The 26,886-nt window shown below is 74.9% G+C and carries 14 protein-coding genes, 1 tRNA gene and 2 pseudogenes; 7 read left to right on the top strand and 10 right to left on the bottom strand.

Features of this window, described 5'->3' with window-relative positions:
• From ACIQCH_RS17085 to ACIQCH_RS17105, 5 genes and pseudogenes are all read right to left on the bottom strand, one after another.
• Positions 1-246 (bottom strand): annotated as a pseudogene (locus tag ACIQCH_RS17085) (hypothetical protein); the annotation flags it as partial.
• 416 nt (positions 247-662) lie between these two features.
• A complete protein-coding gene (locus ACIQCH_RS17090; protein WP_402581551.1) occupies positions 663-968 on the bottom strand; it encodes a hypothetical protein in 306 nt (101 codons plus the stop codon).
• A gap of 237 nt (positions 969-1,205) precedes the next feature.
• Positions 1,206-1,550: pseudogene (locus tag ACIQCH_RS17095) on the bottom strand (ArsR/SmtB family transcription factor); the annotation flags it as partial.
• Positions 1,547-1,993 (bottom strand): SRPBCC domain-containing protein, encoded by a 447-nt coding sequence (locus ACIQCH_RS17100; protein ID WP_402581553.1) that lies wholly within the window; start codon positions 1,991-1,993, stop codon positions 1,547-1,549. The pseudogene ACIQCH_RS17095 and the gene ACIQCH_RS17100, both read right to left, overlap by 4 nt.
• 137 nt (positions 1,994-2,130) lie before the next feature.
• Entirely contained in the window at positions 2,131-3,279 is a 1,149-nt protein-coding gene (locus ACIQCH_RS17105; RefSeq protein ID WP_402581555.1) for a hypothetical protein, read from the bottom strand.
• Between the two features lie 274 nt (positions 3,280-3,553).
• On the opposite strand from ACIQCH_RS17105, the gene ACIQCH_RS17110 reads away from it, so the two are divergent.
• From ACIQCH_RS17110 to ACIQCH_RS17120, 3 genes are all read left to right on the top strand, one after another.
• Positions 3,554-4,105: a hypothetical protein gene (locus ACIQCH_RS17110; protein WP_402581557.1), complete on the top strand. Its 552-nt coding sequence runs from the start codon at positions 3,554-3,556 to the stop codon at positions 4,103-4,105.
• A gap of 4 nt (positions 4,106-4,109) precedes the next feature.
• Complete coding sequence (locus ACIQCH_RS17115; RefSeq protein WP_402581559.1) at positions 4,110-4,661, top strand: GNAT family N-acetyltransferase; 552 nt, start codon at positions 4,110-4,112, stop codon at positions 4,659-4,661.
• A gap of 127 nt (positions 4,662-4,788) precedes the next feature.
• Complete coding sequence (locus ACIQCH_RS17120) at positions 4,789-5,655, top strand: oxidoreductase (protein ID WP_402581561.1); 867 nt, start codon at positions 4,789-4,791, stop codon at positions 5,653-5,655.
• 381 nt (positions 5,656-6,036) lie between these two features.
• Here the strand turns inward: ACIQCH_RS17120 and ACIQCH_RS17125 are convergent, their stop codons facing one another.
• The 3 genes from ACIQCH_RS17125 to ACIQCH_RS17135 all read right to left on the bottom strand — a co-directional run bounded on the left by ACIQCH_RS17125 (position 6,037) and on the right by ACIQCH_RS17135 (position 15,238).
• On the bottom strand, positions 6,037-8,442 hold the full coding sequence (locus ACIQCH_RS17125) for a hypothetical protein (protein WP_402581562.1): 2,406 nt from the start codon (positions 8,440-8,442) through the stop codon (positions 6,037-6,039).
• 3 nt (positions 8,443-8,445) lie between these two features.
• A tRNA-Trp gene (locus tag ACIQCH_RS17130) sits at positions 8,446-8,518 on the bottom strand.
• Between the two features lie 150 nt (positions 8,519-8,668).
• Positions 8,669-15,238 carry an RHS repeat domain-containing protein gene (locus ACIQCH_RS17135; protein WP_402581564.1) on the bottom strand — a complete coding sequence of 2,190 codons (6,570 nt, stop codon included), beginning with the start codon at positions 15,236-15,238 and terminating at the stop codon, positions 8,669-8,671.
• A 367-nt stretch (positions 15,239-15,605) separates the two neighbouring features.
• On the opposite strand from ACIQCH_RS17135, the gene ACIQCH_RS17140 reads away from it, so the two are divergent.
• Positions 15,606-20,384, top strand: coding sequence for an FG-GAP-like repeat-containing protein (locus ACIQCH_RS17140; RefSeq protein ID WP_402581566.1), 4,779 nt, complete (start codon positions 15,606-15,608; stop codon positions 20,382-20,384).
• Between the two features lie 87 nt (positions 20,385-20,471).
• Here ACIQCH_RS17140 and ACIQCH_RS17145 read toward each other — a convergent pair whose 3' ends face one another.
• Entirely contained in the window at positions 20,472-21,059 is a 588-nt protein-coding gene (locus tag ACIQCH_RS17145; protein WP_402581567.1) for a helix-turn-helix domain-containing protein, read from the bottom strand.
• A gap of 79 nt (positions 21,060-21,138) precedes the next feature.
• Between ACIQCH_RS17145 and ACIQCH_RS17150 the strand changes: the two genes are divergently transcribed.
• Positions 21,139-22,974: an FAD-dependent oxidoreductase gene (locus ACIQCH_RS17150; RefSeq protein WP_402581569.1), complete on the top strand. Its 1,836-nt coding sequence runs from the start codon at positions 21,139-21,141 to the stop codon at positions 22,972-22,974.
• A gap of 106 nt (positions 22,975-23,080) precedes the next feature.
• On the opposite strand, the gene ACIQCH_RS17155 is transcribed toward ACIQCH_RS17150, so the two are convergent.
• On the bottom strand, positions 23,081-23,539 hold the full coding sequence (locus ACIQCH_RS17155; RefSeq protein WP_402581571.1) for a lamin tail domain-containing protein: 459 nt from the start codon (positions 23,537-23,539) through the stop codon (positions 23,081-23,083).
• A gap of 158 nt (positions 23,540-23,697) precedes the next feature.
• Between ACIQCH_RS17155 and ACIQCH_RS17160 the strand changes: the two genes are divergently transcribed.
• Complete coding sequence (locus ACIQCH_RS17160; protein WP_402581573.1) at positions 23,698-24,276, top strand: DUF6434 domain-containing protein; 579 nt, start codon at positions 23,698-23,700, stop codon at positions 24,274-24,276.
• 118 nt (positions 24,277-24,394) lie between these two features.
• On the top strand, positions 24,395-26,866 hold the full coding sequence (locus tag ACIQCH_RS17165; RefSeq protein WP_402581575.1) for an FUSC family protein: 2,472 nt from the start codon (positions 24,395-24,397) through the stop codon (positions 26,864-26,866).
• The last annotated feature ends 20 nt before the right edge of the window (positions 26,867-26,886 follow it).

A 26,886-nucleotide genomic window follows, 5' to 3' on the forward strand; every position in this document is an offset into this window, starting at 1 on the left:
GGTCTCCGCCCCCATCCGGTACCAACCGTGCCAGTGGGCGTTCTCCCCACCCCACGAATTGCCGTACAGACCGCCGTCCGGCCGGACGGCGAACACCTCCATGTGGCCCTCGTACCGGGACAGGGCTGCTATCGGCGCTTGGAGCGGGAAGGCGTCCGTACCCAGGTGACGCCACTCGTACCAGTTGCTCCCGTCCCACCAGGCGAGGTAGTGACCTCCGTCGGAGGCGACCGCCCAGACCTCCATGTGGTCCTCATGCCGCGACAAGGCGGCAACCGGTGCCCGAGCCGGAAAGACGAGCTTGTCCATGCGTTGCGCGGTGCGATGAGCCGGAGCAGGTGCCGGCACGCGGTGTTCGCGCCGCTCCCTCCCTCCCGAGAGCGTTCGCACGTCGTCCGCCCACCCCAGCGAATGGTCGAACCGGACGGATATCCGACATCCACGACGGCCGTTCTCGGCTGCTGTCGGGCGGAATCCCGCTTCCATGCTTTCGCCGCCCGACCGTGATCGCAATTCACCTGCACGACGGGCTCGAAGTCCTGGCAGGAGCCGCGCCGTTCGCCACGGTCCACTGCGAACTGTGCGCCCGTGCGGGTCGGTGAAGCTTCAAGGACGCCTCGGCCGGCCGCCGTGGCAGCACCTGGCGTCCGGCCCGCCTCGCGTCAGGCCCCGACCTGCCCGCCACGGCGTGCCGTGAGCTCGCCCTGCACGTACGCGTCGGCCTCTACCGAGTACGGGCCGCCGTGGTCGAAGAGCAGGTCGGTGATCCGCTGCCATTCCGCGACCTCGGCCGCGGTGCCGGCGTCCGCGTCCGCGAGGTCGCCCGCTGCGTGCCTCGCCTCGTCGAGGGCCCCGGCGGCCTGGTGGTGCGTCATGCCGGTGGCCCGGCGACGGACTCGGTCGCGGGCCTCGTGCTCGGCGGGGGTCGGCTCGTGCGGCTCGCCCACCGTTGCGGGGTCCTGGGTCATGGCTGGTGTCCCTCGTGTGAGTGTTTCGTCGTCCGCACTCGGGTACCCCGAACAGCCCGATGCATCCACGCGGCAACGTGATCCCGAGGAAAGGGATCAGGGGCGTTCCGGCGAGGCGGCCCCGCGAGGGGGCACACCGGGATCGGGCGCACCGGGGTCCGGCACCTCGGAGGCAGGCTCCTCAGGGGCGCGCGATCCGGAGACGCGTGGCTCGGAGGCGGGCGCCTCGGGTTCCCGCGCCGCCTCCGCGAGGAGCTTGATGCGGTTCAGGCGGCGGTCCCAGTCGGCGGCGAGGGCCGCCATCCAGCGGGCCGTCGCGCCGAGGGCCTCGGGGCGGACGGCGTAACGGACCTCGCGGCCGGCGCGGGTCCCGACGACCAGGCCCGCCGCGTCGAGGACGGCCAGGTGCTTGACGACCGCCTGCCGGGACACCGGCAGGCCTTCGGCCAGCACGGTGGCGGTGGCCTCGCCGCGGGCGGCGAGCAGGTCGAGCACCTGCCGCCGGGTGGGGTCGGCCAGGGCGGCCAGGACGCCGTCGGGCGCCCCGGCCGCCCCGCCCGGTCCGCGGGGCGGCTCCGTCACGGGGCCGCCCGCTCGACGCGGGTCCGGAAGGCGTCGAGCACCTCCGGCCAGCCGCCGGAGTTGTCCCGGAAGGCCTTGCCGCGCAGCTCCTCGGAGCCGGGCAGGGCCGCGAAGCCGCTCTCGACGACGCGGAGCCGGGTCTTGTCGCCCTCGGCGGTGAGCGTGAACTCGACGAGGGTGGTGTTGTCCCCGCGCAGTTCCTCGCCGGGGAAGGCACTGGCCCAGCGGTACGCCAGGTACGTGGGAGGGTCGACCTTCTCGACCCGGACCGGGAAGTCGCCGTACCGGGCGTTCCTGGCCACCGTCGACTCGCCCTCCCGGGCCACCGTGCCGGCCACGGCCTCGGGCTCGCCGACCCAGAAGCCGGGCTCGGCCACGAGGGCCCAGACCCGCTCCAGGGGTGCCGCGATCAGCGTCTCGCGTTCGATCCGATCCTCGCTCATGGGAAGGCTCCCTCACTCGCGCCGTGCGTCTGCGTCACTCGCTTCGTGCAATTCCAGAGTTGCACGTACGCCCCCGGAAGCGCAACCGGTGAGTTGCGCATCCGGGGGCGTGGCGCGGGGCGCTCGGTACGGGGCCCTCACATGGTCCAGCGGAGTACGGCGCCCAGGCCGCCGGCGGGACCCGCGACCCCCTCGGGGACCACGAGCACCTCGCAGCCGGCCGCCGCGGCCGAACGCAGGAGGGCGTCGTCCGCCCGCGCCCGTTCGGGCTTGGCGACACCCATGGCCTTGGCCTGGCCGCGTTGCACGGCGACCTCGTCGGCCCCCGGGCCGATCCACACCTCGCGTCCGGCGTCGGCGCCGCCCGGGGTGAGCAGCAGGGTGGCCGCCTGGTGGGTGCGCACGGCGTCCAGCACGGCCGGCATGCCCTCGGCCGCCTCCCCGGGGCCGGTGTCGACGGTGGACTCCCGGTGCTCACCGGGACGGCCGCGACCGGTGCGGAACCGGTCCAGAGCACTGTCGAGGCGGTCCCGGGCGAACTTCTCGCGGGCCTGTCGGATCTGCCGGTCCAGGACCTCCTCCGACGTGCCGCGGGCCCGGCTGCCACCGTCGATCTCCACCGTCACCGCCCGTACCCGCTCGGGAAGCCGGTGGTGCACGGCGTGGCGCTCGCGCGCGTCGCCGGCCAGGACGATCAGCCCGGCACCGGTCTCGGGCATCCGGCGGACGAGCTCGGCGGCGATGATGCCGGCGGTCTCCTCCCAGGCGTTCTCCACCTTGTGCCGGTAGTGCCACTCCTGGCGGTCCTCAGGTGTGCCGCGGTGGCCGCGGTCCTGCCAAGCCCGGCCCCTGGCCTCGCCGAGGCGCCGCCGCTGCCGGTCGTCGCACAGCTCCAGGTCGGCGCCCGTGCGGTCGACGAAGGCGATCAGACAGTCCGGTTGGTCGCCCTTCAGTACGGCCAAGGGCGCCACGTGCGGCAGGATCGACCAGCTCGCGTCGGTCGCGGCCGGCGGCCGGGCCAGCGGGACGTCCAGCACCACCTCGGCGCCGGCGGCGAACAGGGCACGGCCGGGCGGGGCGCCGGAGACCGGCTCCTGCAGGAGGTGGTTCATGATCGCCCGGACCGTGTAGCCGTCCACGTCCGCGTCGATCAGCTGGGAGGCGAGGGCACGCTCGCGCAACTGCTGGATCTTCTGCGCGTCCTCGGTCGCGCGGGTGGTCTCGATGTACACGGAGGCCCAGGGGCCCTGCCGGGTGAAGAGCGGTTTCAGGAAGCCGAGATCCATGGCGTCCCCCAAGGACTGAGGGGCGGGGGAAGGCCGGTACCGGCCGTTCCGGTGCCCCGCGCCGCCGGAGTGACGGGTGCGTCGGCTCGACGGGGCGTCGGGGCGACGGGGACGTCAGCGCGGCGGCCGTGGTCATTGCGTTCGTCCTTCGATTGTGCGCCCGGCGGTTACGGGCTGCCTCTCGCCCCGCACCCACCCGGCGGCCCCGTCGGCGGCGGCGGATAACGTGGCTCCGGTACGGGAGATCCCGATCTCGACATTGCGGAGGTGACCGGTGGGCCGCGACAAGGACCTGGCCATGGACCCGGAGGCGGTCCGGAACATCACCACGGGCCTGCGCGGCGCGGTGGCCGGGCTGCGCGAGAACGGCACGGCCGGCGGCGCGTCGATGGGCGCCGGCTTCTCGTCCCTGGCGATGACCGGCATGGAGGCCGGGCACGCGGACGTGGCCGGTGCGTTCGAGGACTTCTGCGAGCGCTGGGAGTGGGGCGTACGGGCCCTGGTCCAGGACGCCAGCGTGCTGGCCGCCGAACTCGGCATCGCGGCCGGCGCGCTGTGGGAGGAGGACCAGTACATCCAGGGGGCGCTCAAGGTCGGCGCCAATTCGCTGTACGGCAACCCGCACGCGAACGAGGACGACATCGAGCAGAAGTCCTGGGGCGACATCTTCTCGGCCGACGCGTACAAGCCCGACTACAGCACGGACTCCGCCGAGAAGGCGGCCAAGGACATCGGGCGGACCTGGTCGGACACGGGCGAGAAGCTCAAGACCACGGGGCGGATCGGGTCCCTGAACGACCTGGTCGAGCAGACCGGCCGCGACTGACCGGATGACGCACGCACGCACGGGCCCGCCCGCACTGGCCCGGGTGAGCGACCCGGACCTGGTCGGGGCGGAGCTGCGCAGGGAGCTCGTGGACTGCTGGGTGGCCGTCACCAACGCGGGCGGGGCCGCCGGCTTCCCCTTCCCGCCCGTCTCGGCCGACGAGGTGGGTCCGGTCGCGGACGGGATCATCGGCGGACTCGCCCCCGGCCGCGGGCACCTCGTCACCGCGACGGTCGGCGGGGAGCTCGCGGGCTGGGTGCTGCTGCGTCGCGATCCGTACCGGCTCGTCGGGCACTGGGGGACGGTGCACCACCTCCAGACCCGCCCCGCCCACCGCGGCCGCGGCATCGGCACGGCGCTCATGACCGAGCTGCGCACGCTGGCCAGGGACGAACTCGGCCTGGAGCAACTCCGGCTCGCGGCCCGCGGCGGCGAGGGGCTGGAGCCGTTCTACGAGCGTCTCGGCTGGCGCGAGGCCGGGCGCTGGCCCGCCGCGCTCCGGCTCGCCCCGGACGACACCCGGGACGAGGTCCTGATGCTCCTCGACCCGCTCTGAGCCGTGCCCGGCGGGCACGTGCGTACTCCGCGGGGCTCCTGACTGTGCACGGAGAAACCCGCCGGCGGCCCGGCGGTGGCCGACAATGCCCGCACAGGCGCGACCCGGCCGACCCAGGAGGACCCTCATGCCCGCGCAGGACATTCCGCCGACACCCGGCGACCGGATCTGGCTGATCACCGGCGCCTCGTCCGGCTTCGGCCGCACCCTCGCCGAGGCCGCCCTCGCCGCCGGCGACACCGTCGTCGCGGCGGTGCGCCGCCCCGCCGCGCTCGCGGACGAGGCCGCCGCGCACCCCGGGCGGCTGGTGCCGGTGGCCCTGGACGTGGCGGACACGGCCCGCGCCGCGGAGGTGGTCGCCGAGGTCGTCGACCGCTTCGGGCGGATCGACGTACTGGTCAACAACGCCGGCCGGGGCCTGGTCGGCGCGGTCGAGGAGACCTCGGACGCAGAACTGCGCGACCTGATGGACCTGCACTTCTTCGGCCCGGCCGCCTTGGTGCGGGCCGTGCTGCCGCACATGCGGGCGCAGAAGTCGGGTGCGGTGGTGCAGATGAGCAGCATGGGCGGGCGGCTGTCGTTCCCGGGCGTGGGCGCGTACTCGGCCACCAAGTTCGCCCTGGAAGGGCTGACCGAGGCACTGGCCGGCGAGGTCGCCGCGCACGGCATCACGTGCCTCATCGTCGAACCGGGCGCCTTCCGCACCGGCTTCGCCGGAGCCGGCGCGCTCCAGAGCACCGCCACGGTCCTGCCGGCGTACGAGGACACGGTCGGCGGCGTCCGCACGGGTCTGTCGGACTCCGACGGCACCCAGCCCGGCGACCCGGTACGGGCCGCCGAGGCCATCCTGACCGCGCTGGACGCCGACCACACCCCGCTGCGCCTGGCCCTGGGCGACGACGCCGTGGACGCGATCCGCGCCCACGCGGACGCGGAGCGCGCGGAGTTGAACGCCTGGGAGGACGTCAGCCGGTCCACGGCCTACGACGCGTGACGCATGGCGCCCGGCCCTGAGCCGACGGGCGGCCAGCGGCAATCGGCAGTCGGCAGTCGGCAGTCGGCAGTCCAAGACACGATCCACGAACTCGCGAGAGTGCCGTCCCGTGGTGTGTGGGGGAGGCGCTTGACAGGGGTGGCAGGCTGGACCGGAGGCAGGCCCGGGCCAGGGGTGGCCGAAGGCCAGGGCGAAGCCCCAAAGCCCCTGGGGTGGGCCTGCCGCAGGGCCTGCAGGCCGCCCCCGTCAACCGCCGAGGGGACCCACACACCACGGGACGGCCCGCCACCCGCCACCCACCCCACACCGGCCCACCCTCAGCAGGGCGGCCCGCCAGACACGGGCAGCAGCCCACCAGGCCGGGCAGCAGCCTGGTGCTCCTCAGCCGCGCACGGGCCCATCCCCTCCCAGGCCCCCCACCGACTCCGCGAACGGGTCGGCCCGGAACCAGTGGCGCCCCGTGGTCCAGCCCAGCAGCCGGCGCGCCCGCCCGCCGTCGGCCGTGCCGTCCGGTTCGAACCGGCCGCCCGCCGCGACCCACCGCAGGCCCGCGAGCGCCGGCGCGAGCCGGGCTGCGACGTGCGTCGGCTGGCGGGCCGTCTCCGCCTCCAGCCGCGCCAGCACGTCCGCGCGCTCCTCCGCGCCGCACAGCGACAGGTGGAACACCATGTGCCGCCACGCGTACGCGGCGTCCTTGATGGTCGTCAGCGGCCACGGGTTGCCGTGCACCCGGGCCGTCAGCCGGCACACGGCGGTGAAGCACCGGAACGCCAGGTCCGCCCAGCCCGGCTGCGGCGCGATGCCGGCGCGGGCGACGAGGACGGCCAGGTTGTGCGTGGTGAGGATCTGTGCCTGCTCGATGACCGTGCCGTTGGCCGCCACCGACCGAATCGCCGCGGACGCACCCGACGCGCGCGACGCAGCGGCCCGCTCGTGGCACAACCGCGCGAACCCCGGGGACGTACGGACCCCGTACCGACTCAGGGAGGCCTCGGCCGCCTCCGCCACCGCGAGGTTGCGGAGGGCCGCGTAGTCGATGCCGTAGTAGCGCTCGTAGACCGTGCCGCCGAGCAGCTCCGCGGCGATCCGGGCGGCGGCGAGGAACTTCGGGCCGAACGTGCCCTCGAAGATGTCCGCGGCCAGCTCCTCCACCAGCGGCGCGCCGAGCTCCGCCTGCCGGGCCAGCACGCCCAGTTCGCGCACCAGCGGGTTGGGCAGCAGCGTGGCGGGAAAACCCTGCACGGCCAGCTCGCCCAGCTGGCGCAGCACCGCCTCGGCGCGCGTCGGTGCGGCACCGGCGGCGGACGCGTCGCCGCCCGCCCCGGACCGGCTCACCCCCGCACGGTGCCCGGCCACCGCACGCACCCACGGCAGTTCCTCGATCCGCACCTGCCCCTGCAGGTTCAGCAGCAGCAGCGAACGGCGGTTGCGGAACGCCCGGTAGGTGGCGGCCATCAGCGCGCGCAGGGCCGGGTCGGGGTACGCCTCGGCCGTCGTCACGGCGACGAGCTGCGGCACCAGCTCCGCGAGCACCTCGGCCGACGGGACCACGCCCTGCTCGACGAGCGTGCCCACCGGCGCGCTGAGCGCGGCGGCGACCACCCGGCGGACCGCGTCGGGCACCTCGGTACCGGCGGGCAGCCCCGTCACCGCCGCCTCGGCCGGCGTCACCGGGGCGACCGCCGCGCCGGTGTCGGTGAGACCGGTGTCCTGGGGCAGCCCGGACAGGCGGCGCAGCACGAGCTGAGCCACGGCGTGGTGCGAGGGGAGCGCGGCCTGGGCCGCCTGGCGCGCGCGCAGCGCGGTGTGCGGGGCGGAGCCGGGCAGGCCCCGGCGGCGGACCATGCACTCCGCGGCGTGCCGCAGCATGCCGAGTCGGCGCGGCTCCAACGGCCGTCGGGCGACGACCTCTTCGAGGGCACCGCGCAGGATGCCGAGGTTCTCCTTGGGGTTGCGGTGCTTGCCGCAGTGCGGGTGGGCGGCGGCCAGTTCGCGGTAGCGGCGCAGCAGTGCGTCGCCGCGCTCGTACCAGGCGCGGTCCGGGGTGCGGTCGAGCACCCGGCCGCCGGCGGGCGCGGTGTCGAGCCAGTGGGCGAGCAGCGCGTCGCCGAAGGGCTGCCAGACGGTGAGCGCCTCCCGCTGGGCCTCGACGCCGGCGTGCGGGCGGCGCCGGGCGAGGGCGCCGCTGACCTGCGCGACGGTGCGGCGGTGCACCGCGCTCGGGTCGTGTACGGGGGCACCGGCGGGGCGGGGGGTGAAGCGCAGCCGGTCGGCGAACGGCGCGAGCACGCCGACGAGTTCGAGGGCAGCCTCACCGTCCCCGGCGCGCAGCAGCCAGGCGACGCTCAGGAGGGCGGCCTCCTCCGGCAGGGCCACCTCGTAGCGGCCGCTGTCCAGGAGGTCCCAGAGGCGGTCGAGGCCTGGCCGGGTGAGCGCGTGGCCGAACAGGTCCGCGCGGGTGGCGGGTACGCCGGCCTCGCGCGCGTACGCCTCCTCGTACGGCAGCAGCGGCCCGCCGGCGCCCGCCGCGCCGGTGGCGAAGCCGCCGCGGACGACCTCGGGCGTGACCCAGGCCGGAAGTCCGGCCACGGGGGTCCGTGAGCCGATCGCCAGCCGACCGTCGGCCGTGCCCGCGAGCACCTCGCGCCACTGCCCGACCCGTTCGGCGGCCCGCCTGCGGACAGTCTCGTCCGCGTGGGTGCGGGCCGTCGTGGCGGCCCGGGCCAACTCCGCCTGGGCGTAGGGGTGGGCGGGATGCGGGAGCTGCTGGTCAGCGTAGGTGTCCATAAGCCGGCGTGGCAGGTCCTGCCCCTGCGCCCTCCGGGTCTGGAGCCCGGTGCTCTGACTACTGAGCTACACGCCGATGCGGGAACGCTAGCCTGTGCGTCTCGGGCGGATCAACGCCTTTTCCCGGGCCGCGACAGCCGTGGCGACAGGTGGACGGCGGCGCCCCGCCCCCTCTCAGGAGCGGGGCACACGCCGACCGCTTGTGGTTCGGTCCGCCTCGCGGTGGCTACTCGAAGTCGGACGGTCTGGCGAAGGTGCCGCTCTTGACGTACTGCATTGCCAGCGAGGGCAGTTGGGACTTGACGTCGAAGCCCGCTGCCAAGCTGGGGTGGTGGTTCATGTACTCCGTCTCCTTCAACCACGCGGTGTAGTACAGCGCGCGGCCATACTGGTTGTTCACCAGATCAGCCTTGCTGTCGGTGATGCTCGTCGAGCTCTGGTAAGCCTCGTGGGCCTCACCCCAGACAGCGGCGCGGTTCTCACCCATCCGGGAAGTCAGCAGGCCCTGCCACAGCACGTGGCGGTAGGCGTTCTTCTCGTCCGACTCGCCCTTGCCGAACTGCTTGTCGGCATTGTCGATGGCCCACTTGCCGAGCGTCATGTAGTCGACGCACTCCAACTTGTGCTCGCGGCAGAGCTCCCTCTCGGCGAGGTTCATGTTGTAGCCGTCGGTGCCGCGGATCTCGCCCATCTCTCTGTCATCCACGTTCGGCCCGATCTGCCAGCGCGTGCGGTTGAAGAGGTCATCGCGCAGGCGGTCGCCGAGCAGGCGGCGCTGTTCCTTGGTCAGGCCCCCGTTGCGGTTGTTGAGTTCACCGTAGTAGGTCCCGCTCCCAGCAGGATTGGTGTCGTCGTTCTTGTCCCACTGCCGCTTGATCGTGCTCGACCTCCTGGGAATGCCCATCTCGTCCTCCTGCCGCCGTACGTTCGCGATGTCAGCGCGCGCGGCGTCGAGCGACTCCCCTCGGATGGTGGCCACGATGTTCGGGTCGTAGTGGTTGCACTCCGTGCTCGGGCAGTAGTCCAGGCCCGACGGGTCGCTGTTCGTGACGGGGTTGCCGCCCGCGTACAGGTAGCCGTGGATCTGCTGCGGCTTGGCCAGGTCCATGATCGGGTCGACGCTGATGAAACGGCCCAGGGACGGGTCGTACTCGCGGGCGCCGACGTGGGTCAGGCCCGTGCCGTCCTGGGGCTTGCCCAGGAAGCCCTTGTCGTCGGGCCAGGACGCCGGGGCCGGGCCGCGGGACTCGCCGTACGGCTTCTGGGCCCGGCGGGTGATCGCGAGGGTGCCGGCGTCGAGCAGGGTGGTGGCCGTGCCGTGGTGGTCGCCGGCCTCGTACGTCAGCGACGTCGGCGTCCGCACGATGCCGGGGCCGCCGCCGAAGCCGGGGTACCGGCGGGTGCCGGTGAGGGCGCCGGTGGACTTGGTCAGGGTCAGCTCGTCGGCGCCGAGGTACAGCGTGACCTTCGCCGGGTCACGCCGCAGCAGCCGCTCGCCCTGGGCGTCGTAGAGGTAGCCGCTGCCGGAGTTGGCCGCCAGCCGGCCCTCGGGGTCCCAGGTCAGGGTCTGTCCGCCGGGGCGGGTGAGGGTGTTGCCGGCCGCGTCGTACGTGTACGCGGCGTTCGACGTGCCCGCGGGGCCCGTGGTGCGCGCCGAGCTGACCGTGTGGGGGCGCGCGGAGCGCGGTGCGGGGGCGGTGTAGACGGTCGTGGCGTCCTTGGCGCCGGTCGGGTCGGCCGGGTCATGGTCGACCAGCCCGGTGCGGTTGCCGGTGGCGTCGAAGGCGTACGACTGCCAGTACGGGACCGGGCCGCCGATGTCCGAGGCCTTCGGGGTGGCCGCGCAGGCCACGCCCTTGTCGGTCCAGGCCTCGGTCATGCGCTGGAGGCCGTCGTACGTGAAGCACTGCCGGTCGGTGGTGAATCCGGCGGGGCCGTCGTCGCGGCGGGTGGTGATCGAGGTGATGGTGCCCGCCGGCTCGTAGCCGTAGGTGGTGGCGTCCACCGAGCCGGTGACCTGGGTGTCGGCGGGGCCGGTCTGCCGGTCCAGGTTCGTGGCCATCAGGCGGCCGGTGGCCTCGTCGAACTGCGGGGTGTAGGCGACCTGCTTGGGCACGTCTCCGTAGATCGCGCGGCGCACCCGCCCGAACGGGTCGTAGACCGTCCGGTTGACGTAGTCCGCCTCCTCGCTCCACAGCGTGGCGGGCAGGCCGTTGTCCGTCAGGCCCGTGGTGACGGTCTCGGCGGGCAGGCCGCCGATCCCGGGCAGCGTGGTGGCGACGGGCTTGCCCGTCACGGGGGTGTAGGAGGTCGCGGTGGTGTACGTGCCGGCCAGCTTGCCCTCCGCGGCCGGAATGGTGATCTTGGTGCCGAGCGGGTTGTAGGCGGTGTCGAGCGCCGTGACCTCGGAGGTGTAGGCGGCACCGGACTTGCCGCCGACGTATCGGGTGGACCCGTCGGCCTGACCGCGCGCGAGCCGGTCGTAGGACCAGGAGGCGAGCAGGTTGCCGTCCGTGACGGAGTCCTTGTACAGGCCGGTCTTGCGGGAGAGCCGGTCGTAGGTGGTGTGCAGGAGCTGGCCGCGCGCGTCCTTGGTCAGCACGGCCCGGCCGACGGCGTCGTACTGGGTCTCGGAGTGGCCCTTGTCCGGGTCGTCCGCGCTGGTCTGACGGCCCAGCAGGTCGTGCCCGTACGTCCAGTCGTTGCCGTCCGCGTCGGTGACCTTCTGCAACTGGCCGCGGGCGTCGTACCCGTACCGCGTGGCGGTGTAGGTGGCGGCATCGTCACTGCCGGCGTCCGCGCGGGTCTTGTACTGGCGCAGCTCGGCGGTCTTGCCTCGGCCGTCGGTGATGACGGTGGTGGCGGTGCCGCCGGCCGGCGGGACGGTGGTGGTGCGGTCCGCGCCGCCGTACGCGAAGGTGGTGCGCCAGCGCTCCACCGCGTGCGAGGACAGGGTCTCGGCGGTCTTGCGACCCTGGCCGTCGTAGAACACGCCCTGCTGGGAGGGGACTTCGGTGTCGGTGGCCAGGAAGCGGCTGCCGGAGGGCGGGGTGGTCTTGTCCCAGTAGACGCCGTTCGTCTTCACGACGCGGCCGAGGGAGTCGTAGAAGGTGTCGGTCAGGATGCGGCCGGGCGACTCGTCGACCGGGGCCTTCTGGACCTGCCGGACCTGCAGGAACGCGTCCAGGATGCGGTACTCGGTCTGGTACGCGCCGTCGTCGCGCAGCGTCTTGGTCGTCACCACGCTCGGCGCGGTGCGGCTGAGGCCGTACCCGAACTCGAGGTTCGGGCTCTGGGTGGCCCGGCTGCGGCCCGGCTGCCACACGCGGGTGAGGCGGCCGGCCGGGTCGTAGGCCAGCTCCGCGGTGCGGTTGTTGATGTCGGTCGTCTTCACCGGCAGGTTGCGGGCGGTGGTGTACTCGGTGGTGGTCGTCCAGCCGGCACCCATGGCGCCGGTGACGGCGACCTTGACCGGCAGGGCGCCGGCGGCCGGGGTGTAGGCGGTGGTGGTGGCGTTGCCGAGCGGGTCGGTCACCTTCACGGGGCGGCCGTACGCGTCGTAGTCCGTGACCGTGTCGAGCGTGTGGGCGGGCGCGGCGCCGTCGTAGCGGTCGACGACCTGGGCGGTGGTGGCCTGGCCGACGGTGCCGATCTGCCCGAAGGGCAGGCCGTCGTACAGGGTGCGGGTGTGGGTGGCGGTCGTCGAGGCCCCGGGGGCCGTCGCGCAGTCGCCGACGACCGTGTACGCCTCCACGGGGAAGGCCATGAGGTGCGCGGCCGGGTTGGACGCGTACGCCGTCCTGGTGCACCGGTCCGGCAGGCCGGTGGCGGTGTCGAGCTCGCTCACGGGCACGCCCGCGTCGGCGTCGTACGTGGTGGTCCTGGCGCTCGTGCGCCAACCGCCGTTCGACAGGGGCGACTTCGTCGTGGACTTCGCGGTGCGGACGGAGCGTCCTGTGAGGTCCGGCAGGCCGGTGCCGCGGGCGTGGCGGGCCACGACCGGCCCGGACCAGGGGTCGTTGACCGTCTCGGTCGCGAGCGCGCCGCCGTCGCCGTCGAAGGTGCGGGTGGCGCGGACGAAGCCGGCCAGCCACTCGTCGTCGGACGCCGGGCCGTCGGGGAAGGCCACGGTGCGGCGGGTGCCGTCGGCCTTGAGGTCGCCGTCCATGCCGCGCAGGTAGACGGTGCTGGTCCGGGTGGTCCTGTCCACCGGGTTGGCCTGGGTGTTGCCCTTGCGGACGACGACCTCGCCGTAGCCGCGGAACGCGTTCCAGGTACGGGACTTGGCATCGGTGAGCTCACCGTCGTCGCGGTGCCAGGCCGCACCGCCCAGGTACTCGTACCGGGTGATCCGGGTCGGGGACGGGTCCGCGCCGGCGGAGGTGGCGTCGACCTCGGAGATGCCGGAGACCACGTACTTGTGGAACCAGTCGAGGGTGGGGTCCATGGGGGTGCCGGCGTCGGGGTTCCAGAACACCGGGTAGCAGCGCTTCGTGTTGGCGTCGGGGGCCGGGAACTGGCCCGGTGCGCAGTCGGGGGCCGCGTAGTCGACGGCGATCCGCAGGCCGGACTCGGTGGTGACGGCCGTCATGCGGCGGCGGTTGAGCGGCGGCCGGTTGTCGCCCGCGGTGTCCACCCGGTTGGCCATGAACTGTCCGGCGAACTCGGTGGCCGGCAGGTCGAGCGTGGCGGCGCCGTCGTAGGCCTTGCGCGCGATGGAGGTCAGCCACAGGGCGGGCGTGGTGCCGTCCTGGGGGCTGGGGTACTGGTGGGCCAGCGTCCATTCGTCGACCGTGGCGGCGGTCCCGCCGGCCACCAGCTGCGCGGTGATCTTCGCGAGGCGTTTCGTGCTCCAGAACGTCGGCGCGTAGCTCTTGCAGTCCTTGACGGGCGCTGCGGGGTCGCAGTTCTGGTCGAACGGTACGTCCGGCCAGGCCGTCGCCGTGGCCTTCACCGGCGGCTTCGAGCAGTCCGCCTGGGCGTCGAGGGCGGGGTCGCACCGCTCGGCGGAGGTGAACACCACCCGAGCCGTGGGGCCGCCGGCGTCGGTCAGCCGGGAGCCGTAGCCGATCTCGGTGAGGACGCCGCCCCGGGTGTACGGGGTGAGTGTGCCGTCGGGGTGGGCGGTGTCCGGGTTGCGCGCGTAGTGGTTGGTCTCGGGCGCGTAGGCGTACGAGACGAGACCGCCGCGGGTGTCGACGACGTAGTCGAGGTTCCAGCGCCAGGCCTGCTGGCACCAGGCCTGGGCGAAGTCGGCCTGGTGGCAGGGCTCGCCGGTGTTGTTGGCGTAGACGGGCCTGGTCCAGACGGAGTTGGCGTACGGGCCGCCGGTGGTGCCGGGGCGGGCCTGGGCGCCGAAGTAGTACTGGACGCCGTCGGGCGTGGTGACCTTCCAGTACTCGCCGTCGTTGTCGCCGTTCGCCACGCCGGCGGGCAGCTTGGCGAGTTCGATCCGGTCCTGCGAACCGTTCTCGGGCCGCCACTCCTTGGTCGCGTCGTCCTGCACGAGGGTGGTCGCGGCGCCGTTGAGCTTCATGACGACGGGCTGCTTGCCGCTCCAGCAGGACTCGCCGGTGCCGTCCTTCCCGTCCTGCTTGCAGCTCTGGTAACTGCGCTCGATGTAACCGGGGTTGTAGTCCCAGCCGTCGCCGATCCAGGAGGACTGCGCGTTGCGGCTGACGGTCCGGCCGTCGACGCTCGCCGAGTCGTAGTCGAGGACGACGGCGGGGGCCGTCCCGCCGAGCGCCGGCGGCAGGGTGAGCGGGTAGGTCCAGTGGAAGGTGCCGGCGTTGCCGCCGGCGGACCAGGACCCGGTCGGGGACAGCGAGGTCGCCGTGTAGTCGCCGCCGGGGCCGGCGGGTGCGGCCGCGGCCGCGAGCACGGTGGCGGTCGCGGCGCCCTGCGCCGTCGCGCCGGTGGAGGCGGCGCGGGCGCTCCCGGGGCGGCCCGACCGGACCTCGGCCGCCGACCGATCCTCGGCCGTCAGCTGGACCTCGGCCGTCAGGAGGCCGTCCCGCAGGTGGTTGACGGCGCCGCGGACCGGGGTCCGCGTCCGGCAGCGGGCCAGCTGCGGGGTGGTCAGCGCGCACGCGGGCAGGGTCACGAGCCGGATGCGGGAGGCCCAGTCGCCGCCGTACGCGTACCGGATCGCCGCATAGTCGAGGCCGACCCGGACCCGGCCGGCCGCGGCCGCCTCGCGCGGCGCGACGGAGACGAGCAGACCGTCCACTCCGGCGCGGCGGGCGGCGGCCCGGCCCACGACGGACAGCCCGACACGGGCACCGCGGGCGGCCGCACCGGACGCACCACGAGCCTCCGCACCGGACCTCGCACGGGCCACCGCACCGGACTCCGTACGGGCCGCCGCACCAGGGCCCACCGTCGAGCCCGACCCCGTACCCGTACTCGTACCCGTCCCCGCACCCGGCTTCCCGTTCGGCAGCGGTCGCGCGCCCGGCACCGCGGCCACCCACACCGGCAGCGCCGACGGGGAACCGCCGCGGCGGGCCGGAACCGCGTCGAGGCGCTGCTCCGCAGCTGCCGCCGCGGGCCAGGCGGTGCGGCCCGGCCGCCAGCGCGGGGCGCGGTCGCCGAGCGGTCGGGCGGGCCGGGCCTTCGGGGCCGGACGCCCGCCGACCGGGGCGAGGTCGCCCAGGGCCCGGGGCGACCAGAGCCGGTCGTCGGCCGGCCCGAGGCCGCCGCCGGGCCCGGCGGCGGCCGCCACGGGCGCCATCAGCACGAGCGCGGTCACGGCCGCGGCGAGCGCCCGCGCGACCGGCGGGCGCGGCGGGCGCATGGAGCGGGACCCCATACCGAACGGGATCGTACGTATCGCAGGCAAGACGGAAACCCCCAGGTCAGGAAGGTCAACGGGTCACCCGGCGGGGACGCTCGCACGCGCCCCGGGGCCACCCGGGGCCACCCCGGTCAGGAGGCGGCAACCAGAAGTACCGGAAACGAAGCTGACGAACGGTCAAAGAGGTACGGCGGACAGCTCGACGTCGGCTCGACACCGCCTGGACCTCTGCTCACCGGACACCCGGGTCCGGCTCGGACGCCCGCCCCGGACCCTGCGCCTCCGTGTGACACTCCAGCCGTTTCGGCGCCGGGGACCGCTTGGAGCCCCGCCGCGCCCTCCTCCTCTCTCCGCTGGAGCGACGCGTATGAGACCCATCCACGGGCGCGCCCGCCGGCCCCGGGCGACCCGGTGGGCCGCGGCGGTGGCCCTGTCCCTGGCCCTCGCGCTGCCGGAGGCGCCCGCCGCCGCGACGGCGGGGCACGGCACGGAGCCGACCGCCGGGCACGCCGATTCCGGCGGCCCCGAGCACCCCGCCGGAGGCAGCTCGCGCGCCACCGGCCTCAAGGCACCGACCCGGCAGACGGGCGGCCCGGCCAAGCCCTCCCGCCGTGCGGCGGCGTCCCCCGAAACCTCGGCCCGGGCCGCCGCGTCCGCACGGGCCCGCCGCACGGGCAAGCCGGTGCCGATCCCTTCGCTCACGACCGAGACCGACACGGTCGTGGCGAAGCCGGACGGCTCGTACGCGCTCACCCGCGCCACGGGCCCGGTCAGGGTCAGGCGGAACGGCGCCTGGGTGCCGCTCGACGCCACGCTCGTACGGACCGCCGACGGCGGCTGGCGTCCCCGGGCCGCGCTGTCGCAGCTGCGGCTGTCCGGTGGCGGCCGCTCCCCCATGGCCCGCATGACGGACCGGCGCGGCCGCCGGCTCGACCTCGGCTGGCCGACGGCGCTGCCCTCTCCGGCGGTGAGCGGGGCGACCGCGACGTACCGGAACGTACTGCCGGACGTCGACCTCGCGGTGACCGCGACCGAGGACGGCGGGTTCACCCAGGTGCTCGTGGTCAAGACCGCCCGGGCCGCGAAGAACCCGGCGGTCGCCTCGTACCGGCTGACCGTGGGGACGCGGGGCGTCCGGGTGCGGCGGCACGCGGACGGCGCCCTGTCCGCCACCGACACCACGGGCAAGGAGGTCTTCACCGCGCCGGCGGCCACCATGTGGGACTCCTCCCGGCCGGCCGGCACCCGGGCCGCCGGCGCGGTCAAGGGCCCGCGCGACACCGCGGCCGCCCGTCGGGACGCCCCGCCGCCCGGCGCCGTCAAGACCGTCTCGGACACGCAGGGCCCCGGCGACGGCGCCCGCACCGCGCGCGTCACGGCCGCCCCGTCCGCCACGGACCTCCGGGTCACGGCCGACACCCGCCTCCTGACCGGCCCCGACACGGTGTACCCCGTGTACATCGACCCGGCGTGGAAGCCGGTGTGGAAGGGCACCCAGCACTGGACCTGGGTCCAGGAGGGCTGCCCCTCGGTCGCCAACTTCGACGACTACGCCGACAAGTACGACATGGGCGTCGGGAACCAGCGCTGGGCCACCACCTGCAAGGGCCGCGAGCACACCTTCGCCCAGGTCGAGTCCTTCAACCCGGCCGGGAAGGTGATCAACTACGCGACGTTCAACGCGGTCCAGTCGTACGCGGCGGACAACACGTGCGCCAACACGCACGCCGTGGACCTCTACTGGACCGGCGCGATCAACGGCGGCACCACCTGGAGCAACCAGCCCCCGAACCTGAGGTACATGGGCCGGGCCTCGTCCAACAGCGCGGGCGGCGCGGGCTGCACCGGCGGGACCAACCAGATCGGCTGGGACGTCACCCAGCTCGTGCGCGACGAGGGCTGGCGCTCCGACCTGACCTTCGGCCTGTACGGCGCCGACGAGACCAGCGCGACCAGCAACGGCTTCAAGCGGTACACGCGCAAGACCAGCCCGTACCCGCACTCCCTGCCGTTCCTGTACGTGGAGTACGACACCGCCCCGGACGCGCCGGGCAACCCGTACGTCTCCCCCGCCCCCGCGAACCCCACCCGGGGTGACTGCGGCTGGATCGGCCGGACCAACGAGGCCACCGGCGGGATCGGCCTGCACGCCACCGTGACGGATCCCGACGGCGACAGCCTGGACGCCGACTTCAACCTGTGGGACATGACCGCGGGCGGCACGAAGCGCGAATGGGGCTGGATCCCGGGCAGCAAGGTCCCCAACGGCGGTCAGATCGACGCCATGGCCGGCAGCCTCGTCGACGGCCACTCGTACGACTGGTACGTGCGCGGCGGCGACGGCCTCACCAGCGGCCCGTGGAGCCGCGGCTGCAGCTTCTCCGTCGACCTGACGCCCCCGGCCGCGCCGTCGGTGACCTCCACCGCCTTCCCGCCGACCGGCAGCCCGGCGACGCCGACCGGGACCGCGGGCCAGCAGGGTGCGTTCACCCTCTCCGCGACCGACGCCGACAACGGCTCGGGCCTGCTGCGGTTCGAGTGGGCGCTGAACAACGTCCTGCCCGCCACCGGGGCGCAGACCGTCGCCGCCGACGGCGCGGGGCGCGCCTCGCTGTCCCTGCCGGTGACGGCCTGGGGCACCAACGTGCTGCACGTGCGTGCCGTGGACCGGGCCGGCAACCGCTCGCCGGAGTTCTCGTACACCTTCTACGCGCCCGACGACCCGGCGGCCAAGACCGTGCTCGGCGACATCACCAAGGACGGCTACGTCGACCTGCTCGTCCCGGACGGCGCCGGCGACCTGCGCCTGTACTCGAAGAACCGGGACCCGGCGGCCGGCGGTGAGCTCGCCGCCACCGCGGCCGACGCCCCGGGCGGCAGCTGGACCGGCGTCGACACCTCGCACCGCGGCGGGAACGGCAGCTACGCCGACGACCTGTGGGTGCACAAGCCCGGCGACGGCAAGCTGTACTACTACCTCAACACCGCCAACGCGGCCGGTCCGGCGGCCAACGACAACCAGTACTTCACCGTCGCCGGTGCCCAGCGGCTGAGCACCACCCGCCCGACCACCGGCTGCGTGAACCCCTTCAACACCGTCGACCAGAGCTGCGGCAGCGAGTACGCCGCCGACTGGTCCCGGGTCCGGCAGGTGCTGGCGATCGGTGACGTGGACGGCACCCAGGCCCCCTCGACGCCCCGCTACGACCTGATCACCGTCGAGGACGACGGCACCGGCCAGGACGCGAACCTCTGGCTGTTCAAGGGCGCGAACGGAACCAACGCCCTGTCCGCGCCCCGGCTGATCGGCAAGGGCGGCTGGTCCGAACAGGACCTCGCGGCGCCCGGTGACACCGGCAGCTCCGCCGGCCCCAAGGACGGGCTGCCGGACCTGTGGGCCCGGGACCGCGGCGACGGCCGGCTCTACCAGTACCCGTCGGAGCGCGACGGCGACGGCAAGCCGGTGTTCACCGCGTACGGCGACCGCGCTCCGGGCGCCATCCAGACCGAGCTGACCGACGCCCGCCACCACCGGGTCTCCAGTGACGGCGACGGCGACGGCGACGGCTACGCCGACCTGTGGAGCCTGGGCTTCGACGGCCGCATCACGACGTGGGAGGGCAGGGCCGCCGGCGCCGACGGCGTCCGCTTCGGCAGCGCCCAGGTGCTGCGGGACAGCTCGACCGTCGACTGGAACACCTGCCGGACCTTCACGCACGCCGAGACCGGCAGCCACCAGGTCTGCGGGCCGATCCTGGCCAAGTACCTCACGATCGGCGGCACGGACTTCGGCTACCCGGTCGGCGACACCACCCCCACCCCCTCGCTGTACGGGCGCTACGTGCACTTCAAGGTCGCGGGGGCGGACAACTACCGCTCGATCTACTGGAGCCCGGACACCGGGGCGCACGCCGTCGTCGGCGCCATCCGCGGCAAGTGGGCCGACATGGGCTGGGAGAACGGCTACCTGGGCTTCCCCGTCTCCGACGAGTACGGGCAGACCAACGGCGCCCGCTCCGACTTCCAGGGCGGCTACATCCGCTGGAGCAGCACCGACTACGCGATCGCCGACCACGCGTACGGGACCGGGGACAGTACCGCGCGCGTCACCCTCGGGGGCGACTTCAACGGCGACGGTCGCGCCGACCTGGCCACCTTCGTCGACTACGGCAGCTGCGGCGCCGCCTGGTGGACCCATCTGGGCAGTTCGACGAGCGGTCTGGGCTCGCCCTTCGAGTCGGCGCGCCTGCAGCAGGGCTGGTGGTGCGTGACGCGGGCGAAGTACGCCGCGGGCGACTTCAACGGGGACGGCCGCACCGACGTCGCCGCCCTCTACGTCTACGGCGACCAGTCCGTGAAGGTGATGGAGTGGCTGGCCCGGCCCGACGGCGGTTTCACCGCCGGTCCGGACGGCTGGTCCCAGGCCGCCAACTGGGACTGGGGCCGCACCACCCTGATGGCGGGTGACACCGACGGCGACGGGCGCGCCGAGCTGATCGGGATCTACGGCTTCGGCGACGGCCGGATGGCGAACTACACCTGGAAGTACCGCGACGGCACGGGCTTCGACGCGCCGGTCAAGGGCTTCGAGGAGACCCACCCGGGCTGGTGGTGGTACGAGAACGCCAAGTACACCGCCGGCGACGTGAACGGCGACGGCCGGACCGACATCATCGCGCTGTACGTGTACGGCGACAACGCGGTCAGGGTGTTCACCGGCCTGGCCCGCCCGGACGGCACGCACCCCGGGTTCAACCAGTCCGGCTGGTCGGCCGGCGCGGGCAGCTGGCAGCTCGACCCGGTCAAGCTCACCTCGGGGGACACCGACGGCGACGGGCGTGCCGACCTCACGGCCCAGTACCGGTACGCGAACGGCCGGATGGGCGTGTTCCAGTTCCCCGCCGACGCGAACGGCAACCTCGGTACCCCGGAGATGACGGTCGACACCGGGTACGGCGCCTGGGACGTGAACGCGGCGACGCCGGTCAGCGGCGACGTGGACGGCGACGGCAAGGCCGACATGTCGACCGTGTACGACTACGGGAACGGCTCCTACGCCACGTTCACCTTCTACGCCGGCGCGACCGGCAAGTACAGCTGGACGAACGTCCTGAAGAGCTGGACGGCCCCGGCGGGCACCTGGTAGCCCGTCCCGCCGCCCGCTCCGACCGCCCTCGGTCCGCCGGTCCCGTACCGGCCGGGCCGGGGGCGGTCCTCGTGCCGGGGCCGGGTGTCACGGCCGGCGGGCGGCCTTGGGCTTGGCGCGGACGTGCATGCGTTCGCCCTGGGGGCCGAAGAGGCTGAGGATCTCGACCGGGGCGTCGCCGGTGCTGCCGAACCAGTGCGGCAGGCGGGTGTCGAACTCGGCGGCCTCGCCGGGCCTGAGCACGATGTCGTGCTCCGCGAGGACCAGGCGCAGGGTGCCGCTGAGCACGTACAGCCACTCGTAGCCCTCGTGGGTGCGCGGGTCGGGCTCGCGGCGGTCGGCGGGGATGACCATCTTGAAGGCCTGGGGGCCGCCGGCCTGCTGGGTCAGCGGCACGATGGTCGATTCGCCGTGCCGGATGGGCCGCAGCGGTACCCGCGGGTCGCCGACCGGCGGCGCGCCGACCAGCTCGTCGAGCGGCACCTCGTAGGCACGGGCCAGCGGCAGCAGGAGCTCCAGGTTGGGCTTGCGCTCGCCGGACTCCAGGCGGGAGAGGGTGCTGGCGGAGATGCCGGTGGTCTCGGCGAGCCGGCTCAGGGTGAGGTCACGCTTCTTCCGCAGGGCGCGCAGCCGGGGGCCGACCGCGGCGAGGACCGCGGCGTCGTCGTTTGCCATATCGGCAAGGCTACTTTGCCGGAGCAGGGTGTCGGGCGCACCGTGGGCAGCAGCACCGACGAGCGGAAGGAGGCCCGGCATGGAGCGGGCGGAGCAGGGGCACGAGGGCCACGGGCTGCACGGTCAGGGTCGGCACGGACACGAAGGACGCGGTCGCGGCCACGGCCACGAGGGGCCCAGGCACGACGGCCGGGGCCGGGCGGGCCACAAGCACGGTCAGCACGGGCACGGCGACCACGGCGACCTTGGCGGCCACGGCGACCGGGCCGGGGGCACCGGGCCCGGTGCGGGCGACGACGTCGACGGGGAGCCGCGCGGCGGCGTGTACGACGTGGTGGTCGTCGGCGGCGGCGCGGCCGGGCTGAGCGGCGCGCTGGCGCTCGCGCGGGCCCGCCGCTCGGTCCTGGTCATCGACGCCGGGGAGCCGCGCAACGCGCCCTCCGGGCACGTGCACAACTTCCTGACCCGGGACGGCACCGCGCCGGCCGAGCTGGCGGCGGCCGGTCGCACCGAGGTGACCCGGTACGGGGGCCGGATCGTCGACGGGCGGGTCGCGGCGGTCGCCAAGGACGGCGACGGCTTCCTGGTGACCCCGGCGGACGGGGATCCCGTACGGGCCCGGCGGCTGCTGCTGGCCACCGGTCTGGCCGACCGGCTGCCGGACCTGCCGGGGCTGGCCGACCACTGGGGCGGCGACGTCCTGCACTGCCCGTACTGCCACGGCTGGGAGGTCCGGGACCTGCGCGTCGGGATCCTGGCGACCGGGCCGCCGGCCTGGCACCAGGCGGAGCTGTGGCGGCAGTGGACCCCGCACGTGCTGGTGCTGCGGCACGGCGCTCCGGTGCCGGCCCCGGAGCAGGCCGAGCGCCTGGCGGCCCGCGGGATCTTCGTCGTGGACGGGCCGGTCGCCGCACTGGAGCGGGACGCCGAGGGCCGCCTGACCGGGGTGCGGACGGTTCCGGGCGAGACGGTGGCGCTCGACGCGCTGGTGGTGGCCCCGACCCTGGACGCCCACGTGGAGCTGGCCGAGTCCCTGGGGCTGGAGGTGGTCGACGTGGCGGTGGCCGGCACCGTGATCGGCAGCCAGGTGGCCGCCGACGCCTTCGGCGCGACGGACGTGCCCGGCGTGTGGGTGGCCGGCAACGTGGCCGACGTACAGGCCCAGGTGGTCGCCGCGGCCGCGATGGGCCTGAAGGCCGGGGCGGCCATCAACGCCGACCTGGTCGCCGAGGACACCCGGGAGGCCGTCGAGGTGTACCGGGAGCGGATCGGCGAGACGTTCAGCAAGGAGGGGTGGGAGGAGCGCTACCGGGCCAAGTCCGCGCTGTGGAGCGGCCGGCCCAACCCCCAGCTGGTCGCCGAGGTGACCGGCCTCGAGCCCGGCCGGGCGCTCGACGTGGGCTGCGGCGAGGGCGCGGACGCGCTCTGGCTGGCCGGGCGGGGCTGGCGGGTGACCGCGGTGGACATCTCCGCCACGGCGCTGGAGCGGGCCGGGGCGCACGTCGCGGAGGCGGGCGCGGAGGTCGCGGGGCGGATCGCGTTCACGCGGACCGACCTGCTGGAGGAGCCGCCGGCGCAGGGGGCGTACGAGCTGGTCTCCGCGCAGTTCATGCAGCTGCCCGGGGAGCTGCGCACGGAGATGTTCCGGCGGCTGGGCGCCGCGGTGGCGCCGGGCGGCACCCTGTTGGTGGTCGGCCACCACCCGTGGGACCTGCGGTCCGGCGCGGGGCCGCGGCTGTTCCCGGACATGCTGTACACGCCGGAGGCGGTCGTCGCCGACCTCGACCCGGCGGAGTGGGACGTGCGGGTCTGCGAGAGCCGGCCGCGGACGGTGCAGGACGCCGACGGCAACGACGCGACCCTGCACGACGCGGTGGTCGTCGCCCGGCGACGCGGGGCGGCGGACGACGCCTGACGCGTCGGCGGACGGCGTCCGACGCGCACCGGGCCCCCGCGGCCGATCGCGGCGCGGGGGCCCGGCGGGGCCGGCCGGTGGCGGCCGGAGCCGGCCGGGGGGCGGCTCAGTGGCAGCTGGTCCAGCCGCGGCCGTTGGCGCGCCAGGAGCAGCTGTCCTTCTTGGCGCCGCGCGGGGTGAGGAGGTTCACCGAGCCGCTGGAGTTGTTGAACCAGTAGTTGTTCTTCTTGCGGTAGACGTGGGCAGCGGTGTCGGTGCCCTGGCCGTTGTGCAGCCGGACCGTCTTGCCCGCGCCGAGCGTGAACGAGCGGAAGGTGTAGAGGAAACCGGAAGCGGTCTTCACCGTGTAGCCGGTGAGCCGGACCGCGGACCGGCTGTTGTTGTGCAGGTCCACGTACTCCGCGTTCAGCTTCGCGTTCGTGCGCGGCAGGTCCGCGCCCGGACCGTCGAACTGGAGCGCGCCGAAGTGCAGTCCGGCCTGGTGCGTCGCGGCGCCCGCCGACGGAACGGCGAGTGCGGTGACGGCGGCGACGGCGCCCGCGACGAAGACAGCGGCCTTTCTCAAGGCTTCCCCTCCCATGTGCGAATGACGAAGCCCCCGCCCGCGGTTCACCGCGGAAAAGCGGAGGCGGCGTCATCATCACACAGTCATACGAGCGATGGGGGCGTCTTCGGGCATTTCAATGAACGTTGAACGGGATCGGATGGCCCTACGATGGGAACATGCGTACGAACGACGAGTCCGGGGCGCGACCCGCCCTCAGCCGCGCCCTGACCGGGGACGAACTGGCACGCTGGTACTGGACCCTGGCCGAGCTGACCGCGTTCGCCCGGGAACTCGGCGTCCCGCGCGGCGGCGGCAAGGAGGCGCTCACCGAGCGGCTCCGCGCCGCCCTGGACGGCGCCCCGCCCGCCGGGGCCGCGCCCGGCGCCCGACGGGCGCGCGGCACGGGACGGCAGCTGGCCGCGCCGGTCGACGGCACGAGCGTGATCCCCGAGGGTCAGCGGTGCAGCCAGGTGCTGCGGGAGTTCTTCCGCCGCGAGATCGGGCCGACGTTCCACTTCGACGCCTTCATGCGGCAGTTCGTCGCCGAGGGCGCGGGCCTGACCCTGGCGGACGCCGTCGCGCACTGGCACGACACGCGCGCGGAGGCGGCCCGGCCCCAGGAGATCGGCGCGCAGTTCGAGTTCAACCGCTTCCTGCGCGAGTGGCACGCCGCGCACCCGGACGCCCCCCGCGCCGAGGCCGTGCGCGCCTGGCAGGACCACCGCTCCCGGCCCCGCGACCCCGGAACGGCCTGACCGTCCGGCCCGGCCACGTCCACGACTCCGCGCCGGACGGACGACCCGCAGGTGGGGGCGGTGTTCGCGGCGGTCGACCCGGGGTGCCGGAAGCGCCGGCGTACGTGATGCTGGTGAGGTGGGTGGTGTCGGCGGGGGCCGCATTCCGAGTGCCTACGCCGGTGCGGCGCGGCGGGCGGTGCGGATCGCGCTGGTCGCCTCGGCCGGGTTCTACGCGTTCCTGTACGGCCTGGACCGGCCGGTGGCGGCGACGTACGCGCTGTTCGGCTCGGTGTCCCTGGCGGGGCTGTCGCGCATCCCGGGCACGGGCCCGCAGCGGGCCGCCCAGCTGGTACGGCTGCTGCCGGTGTGCTGGCTGCTGGTCGTCATCGGCACGTACCTGTCCGTACGGACCTGGACCGCGGTCGTCGGGATGCTGGTCATCGGCTTCGTGCTGACCTTCGTCGCCGTCGGCGGGCCCCGGCTGGCGGGGGCCGGGCCCGGCCTGCAACTGCTGTACATCCTGCCCTCCTTCCCGCCCTACGACCCGGACTCCCTCGGCGACCGCCTGCTGGGCACGACCGTCGGGCTCGTGCTGCTGGTCCTGGCCGAGGCGCTGGTCTTCCCGGAGCCGCCGCCGCCCTCCTACCCGGAGCGCGCCGCCCGCGCCCTGGAGACCGCCGCGGACTGCGCGCGCCGGCTGTCCGGTCCGCCGTACGCGCTGCCGGTGGACTCCGTGCGGGCGGCCCAGGACGCCGGCACGTCGCTGCGCGCCCTGCGGGTGCCGGAGGCCGAGCGGCCGGCCGGTCCCGGCGTACGGGAGCGCGCCCGGGCGCACACCGGACTGGCCACCCGGACCCTGCTCGCCCGGTTGGCCCGACTGCCCGCGGTCCCGCCCGGCCGGGACCCCGCGCGCTCCGGTACCGAGGTCCTGGGCGCGGTGGCCGCCGCGGCGGCGGACGCGGCCGCCAGGCTGCGGTCCGGGGCGGCCCCGGGGGCGACGTACGAGGCCCTGCGGGCCGCGCGCGGGTCCCTGGCCGATCGGCCCTCGCCGCCCGGCTCGGTGCCGGCGGCGGCGCTGCGCCGGGAAGCGGCCGTGCTGGAGGTGGCCGACACCGCGCTGACGGCCGCGACGGCCGCCGACTTGGCGGTACGGGGTCGGGCCGCGGCGGTGGAGCGGCCCGTGGCGGACCGGCTGCCGGCGAGCCTGACGTCGCCGGACCGGTTCTGGTACGCGGGCATGCGCGCGCCGGAGCTGTGGTGGCACCGGCTCTCGGGGCACGCCGGGCGGCGGTCGGTGTTCTTCCAGAACGCCGTGCGGATCAGCCTCGCGTTGGCGGCGGCCCGCCTGGTCGCCGGCGTGGACACGCTGCCGCACGGCTTCTGGGCGATGCTGGCGGCCCTGACGCTGACCCGGACCACGGTCGGCGAGACCTGGCGCACGGTCCGGGTGGCGCTGGCGGGCACGCTGATCGGCGTGACGGCCACGGCGGCGCTCCTGACGGCGGCCGGCGGGGACTCCACCGTGTACGCGGCCGTGCTGCCGGTGCTGCTGCTGGTGACGTTCACCCTCGGGCCGGTGCGCGGGGTGGGCTGGGCGCAGGCGTTCTTCTCGATGACGGTGGCCACGGTGTTCGCGCAACTCGCGACCGCCAACTGGCACCTGGCCGAGTTCCGGCTGCTGGACGTGCTGATCGGCAGCACGATCGGATGCGTCTTCGGCCTGCTGGCCTGGCCGCGGGGCGCCCACGACGAGCTGCGGCGGGCGGGGGCGGGGCTCCTGCGGCGGGCGGCCGAGATCGTGGTCGCCACGACGGCCTCGCTGGCGGCGGAGGCGGGCGCGGTCGGGGCGGCGGACGGCACGGACGTCGGGACGGTGACGGCGGACGCGGTGGCGGGCACGCCGACCGCGGTCGGCGCGGCGCCCTCGGCGGGGACCGCGGTCGGGGTGGCGGCGGCACGGGCGGGCCCGGCGACGGCCGGCGCCGCGGCCGCCCGGACCGGCACCCCCTCCGGTGCCCGCGAGACGCCGGGCGGGGTCTTCGGGCGCCGGTCCCTGACCCGGGCCGTGGTCCTCGCGGAGTCGGCGTACGCGCAGTTCGCGAGCGAGACGCCGGCCTTCGGCGGAGCGACGCCCGGGACGGCGACGGGTGCGGGAACGGCTACGGGTACGGGTACGGGTACGGGTACGGCCATCGGGAGTACGGCCGGTACGGCGGCCGGGCCCCAGCCCCAGCCCCAGCCACAACCCCAGCCGCTGACCCTGCCCGGGACCGACTGGCAGGCCGCCCTGATGGCGGGACACCACACGCTGTGGGGAGCGGGCCGGTTGACGGCGGCGGTCGCCGTGCCGCCGCTGTCCGGTCCGGCGGCGGAGGCGCTGACCCGGCTGGGCGACCGCGTGGCCGGGCGGATGCTGCTGGTCTCCGCCGCCCTCGATCCCGGCGGCGACACCCCGTCCGCCCCGGTCCCCCTCCGGGACCCGGCCTTCGACGGCTTCGCGGCCGAGCCGGACGGGGCACCACGGCTGTACTACGCGGCCGTGTCCTGGCTCGACGCCCTCATGACCGACCTGGAGCGCGTCGTCGGCGGTCCCGACCGCGCCACGTGAACGCACCCCCGCCTTCCGCG

The organism is Streptomyces sp. NPDC093225 (genome assembly GCF_044753805.1).
Classification (GTDB): Bacteria; Actinomycetota; Actinomycetes; order Streptomycetales; family Streptomycetaceae; genus Streptomyces.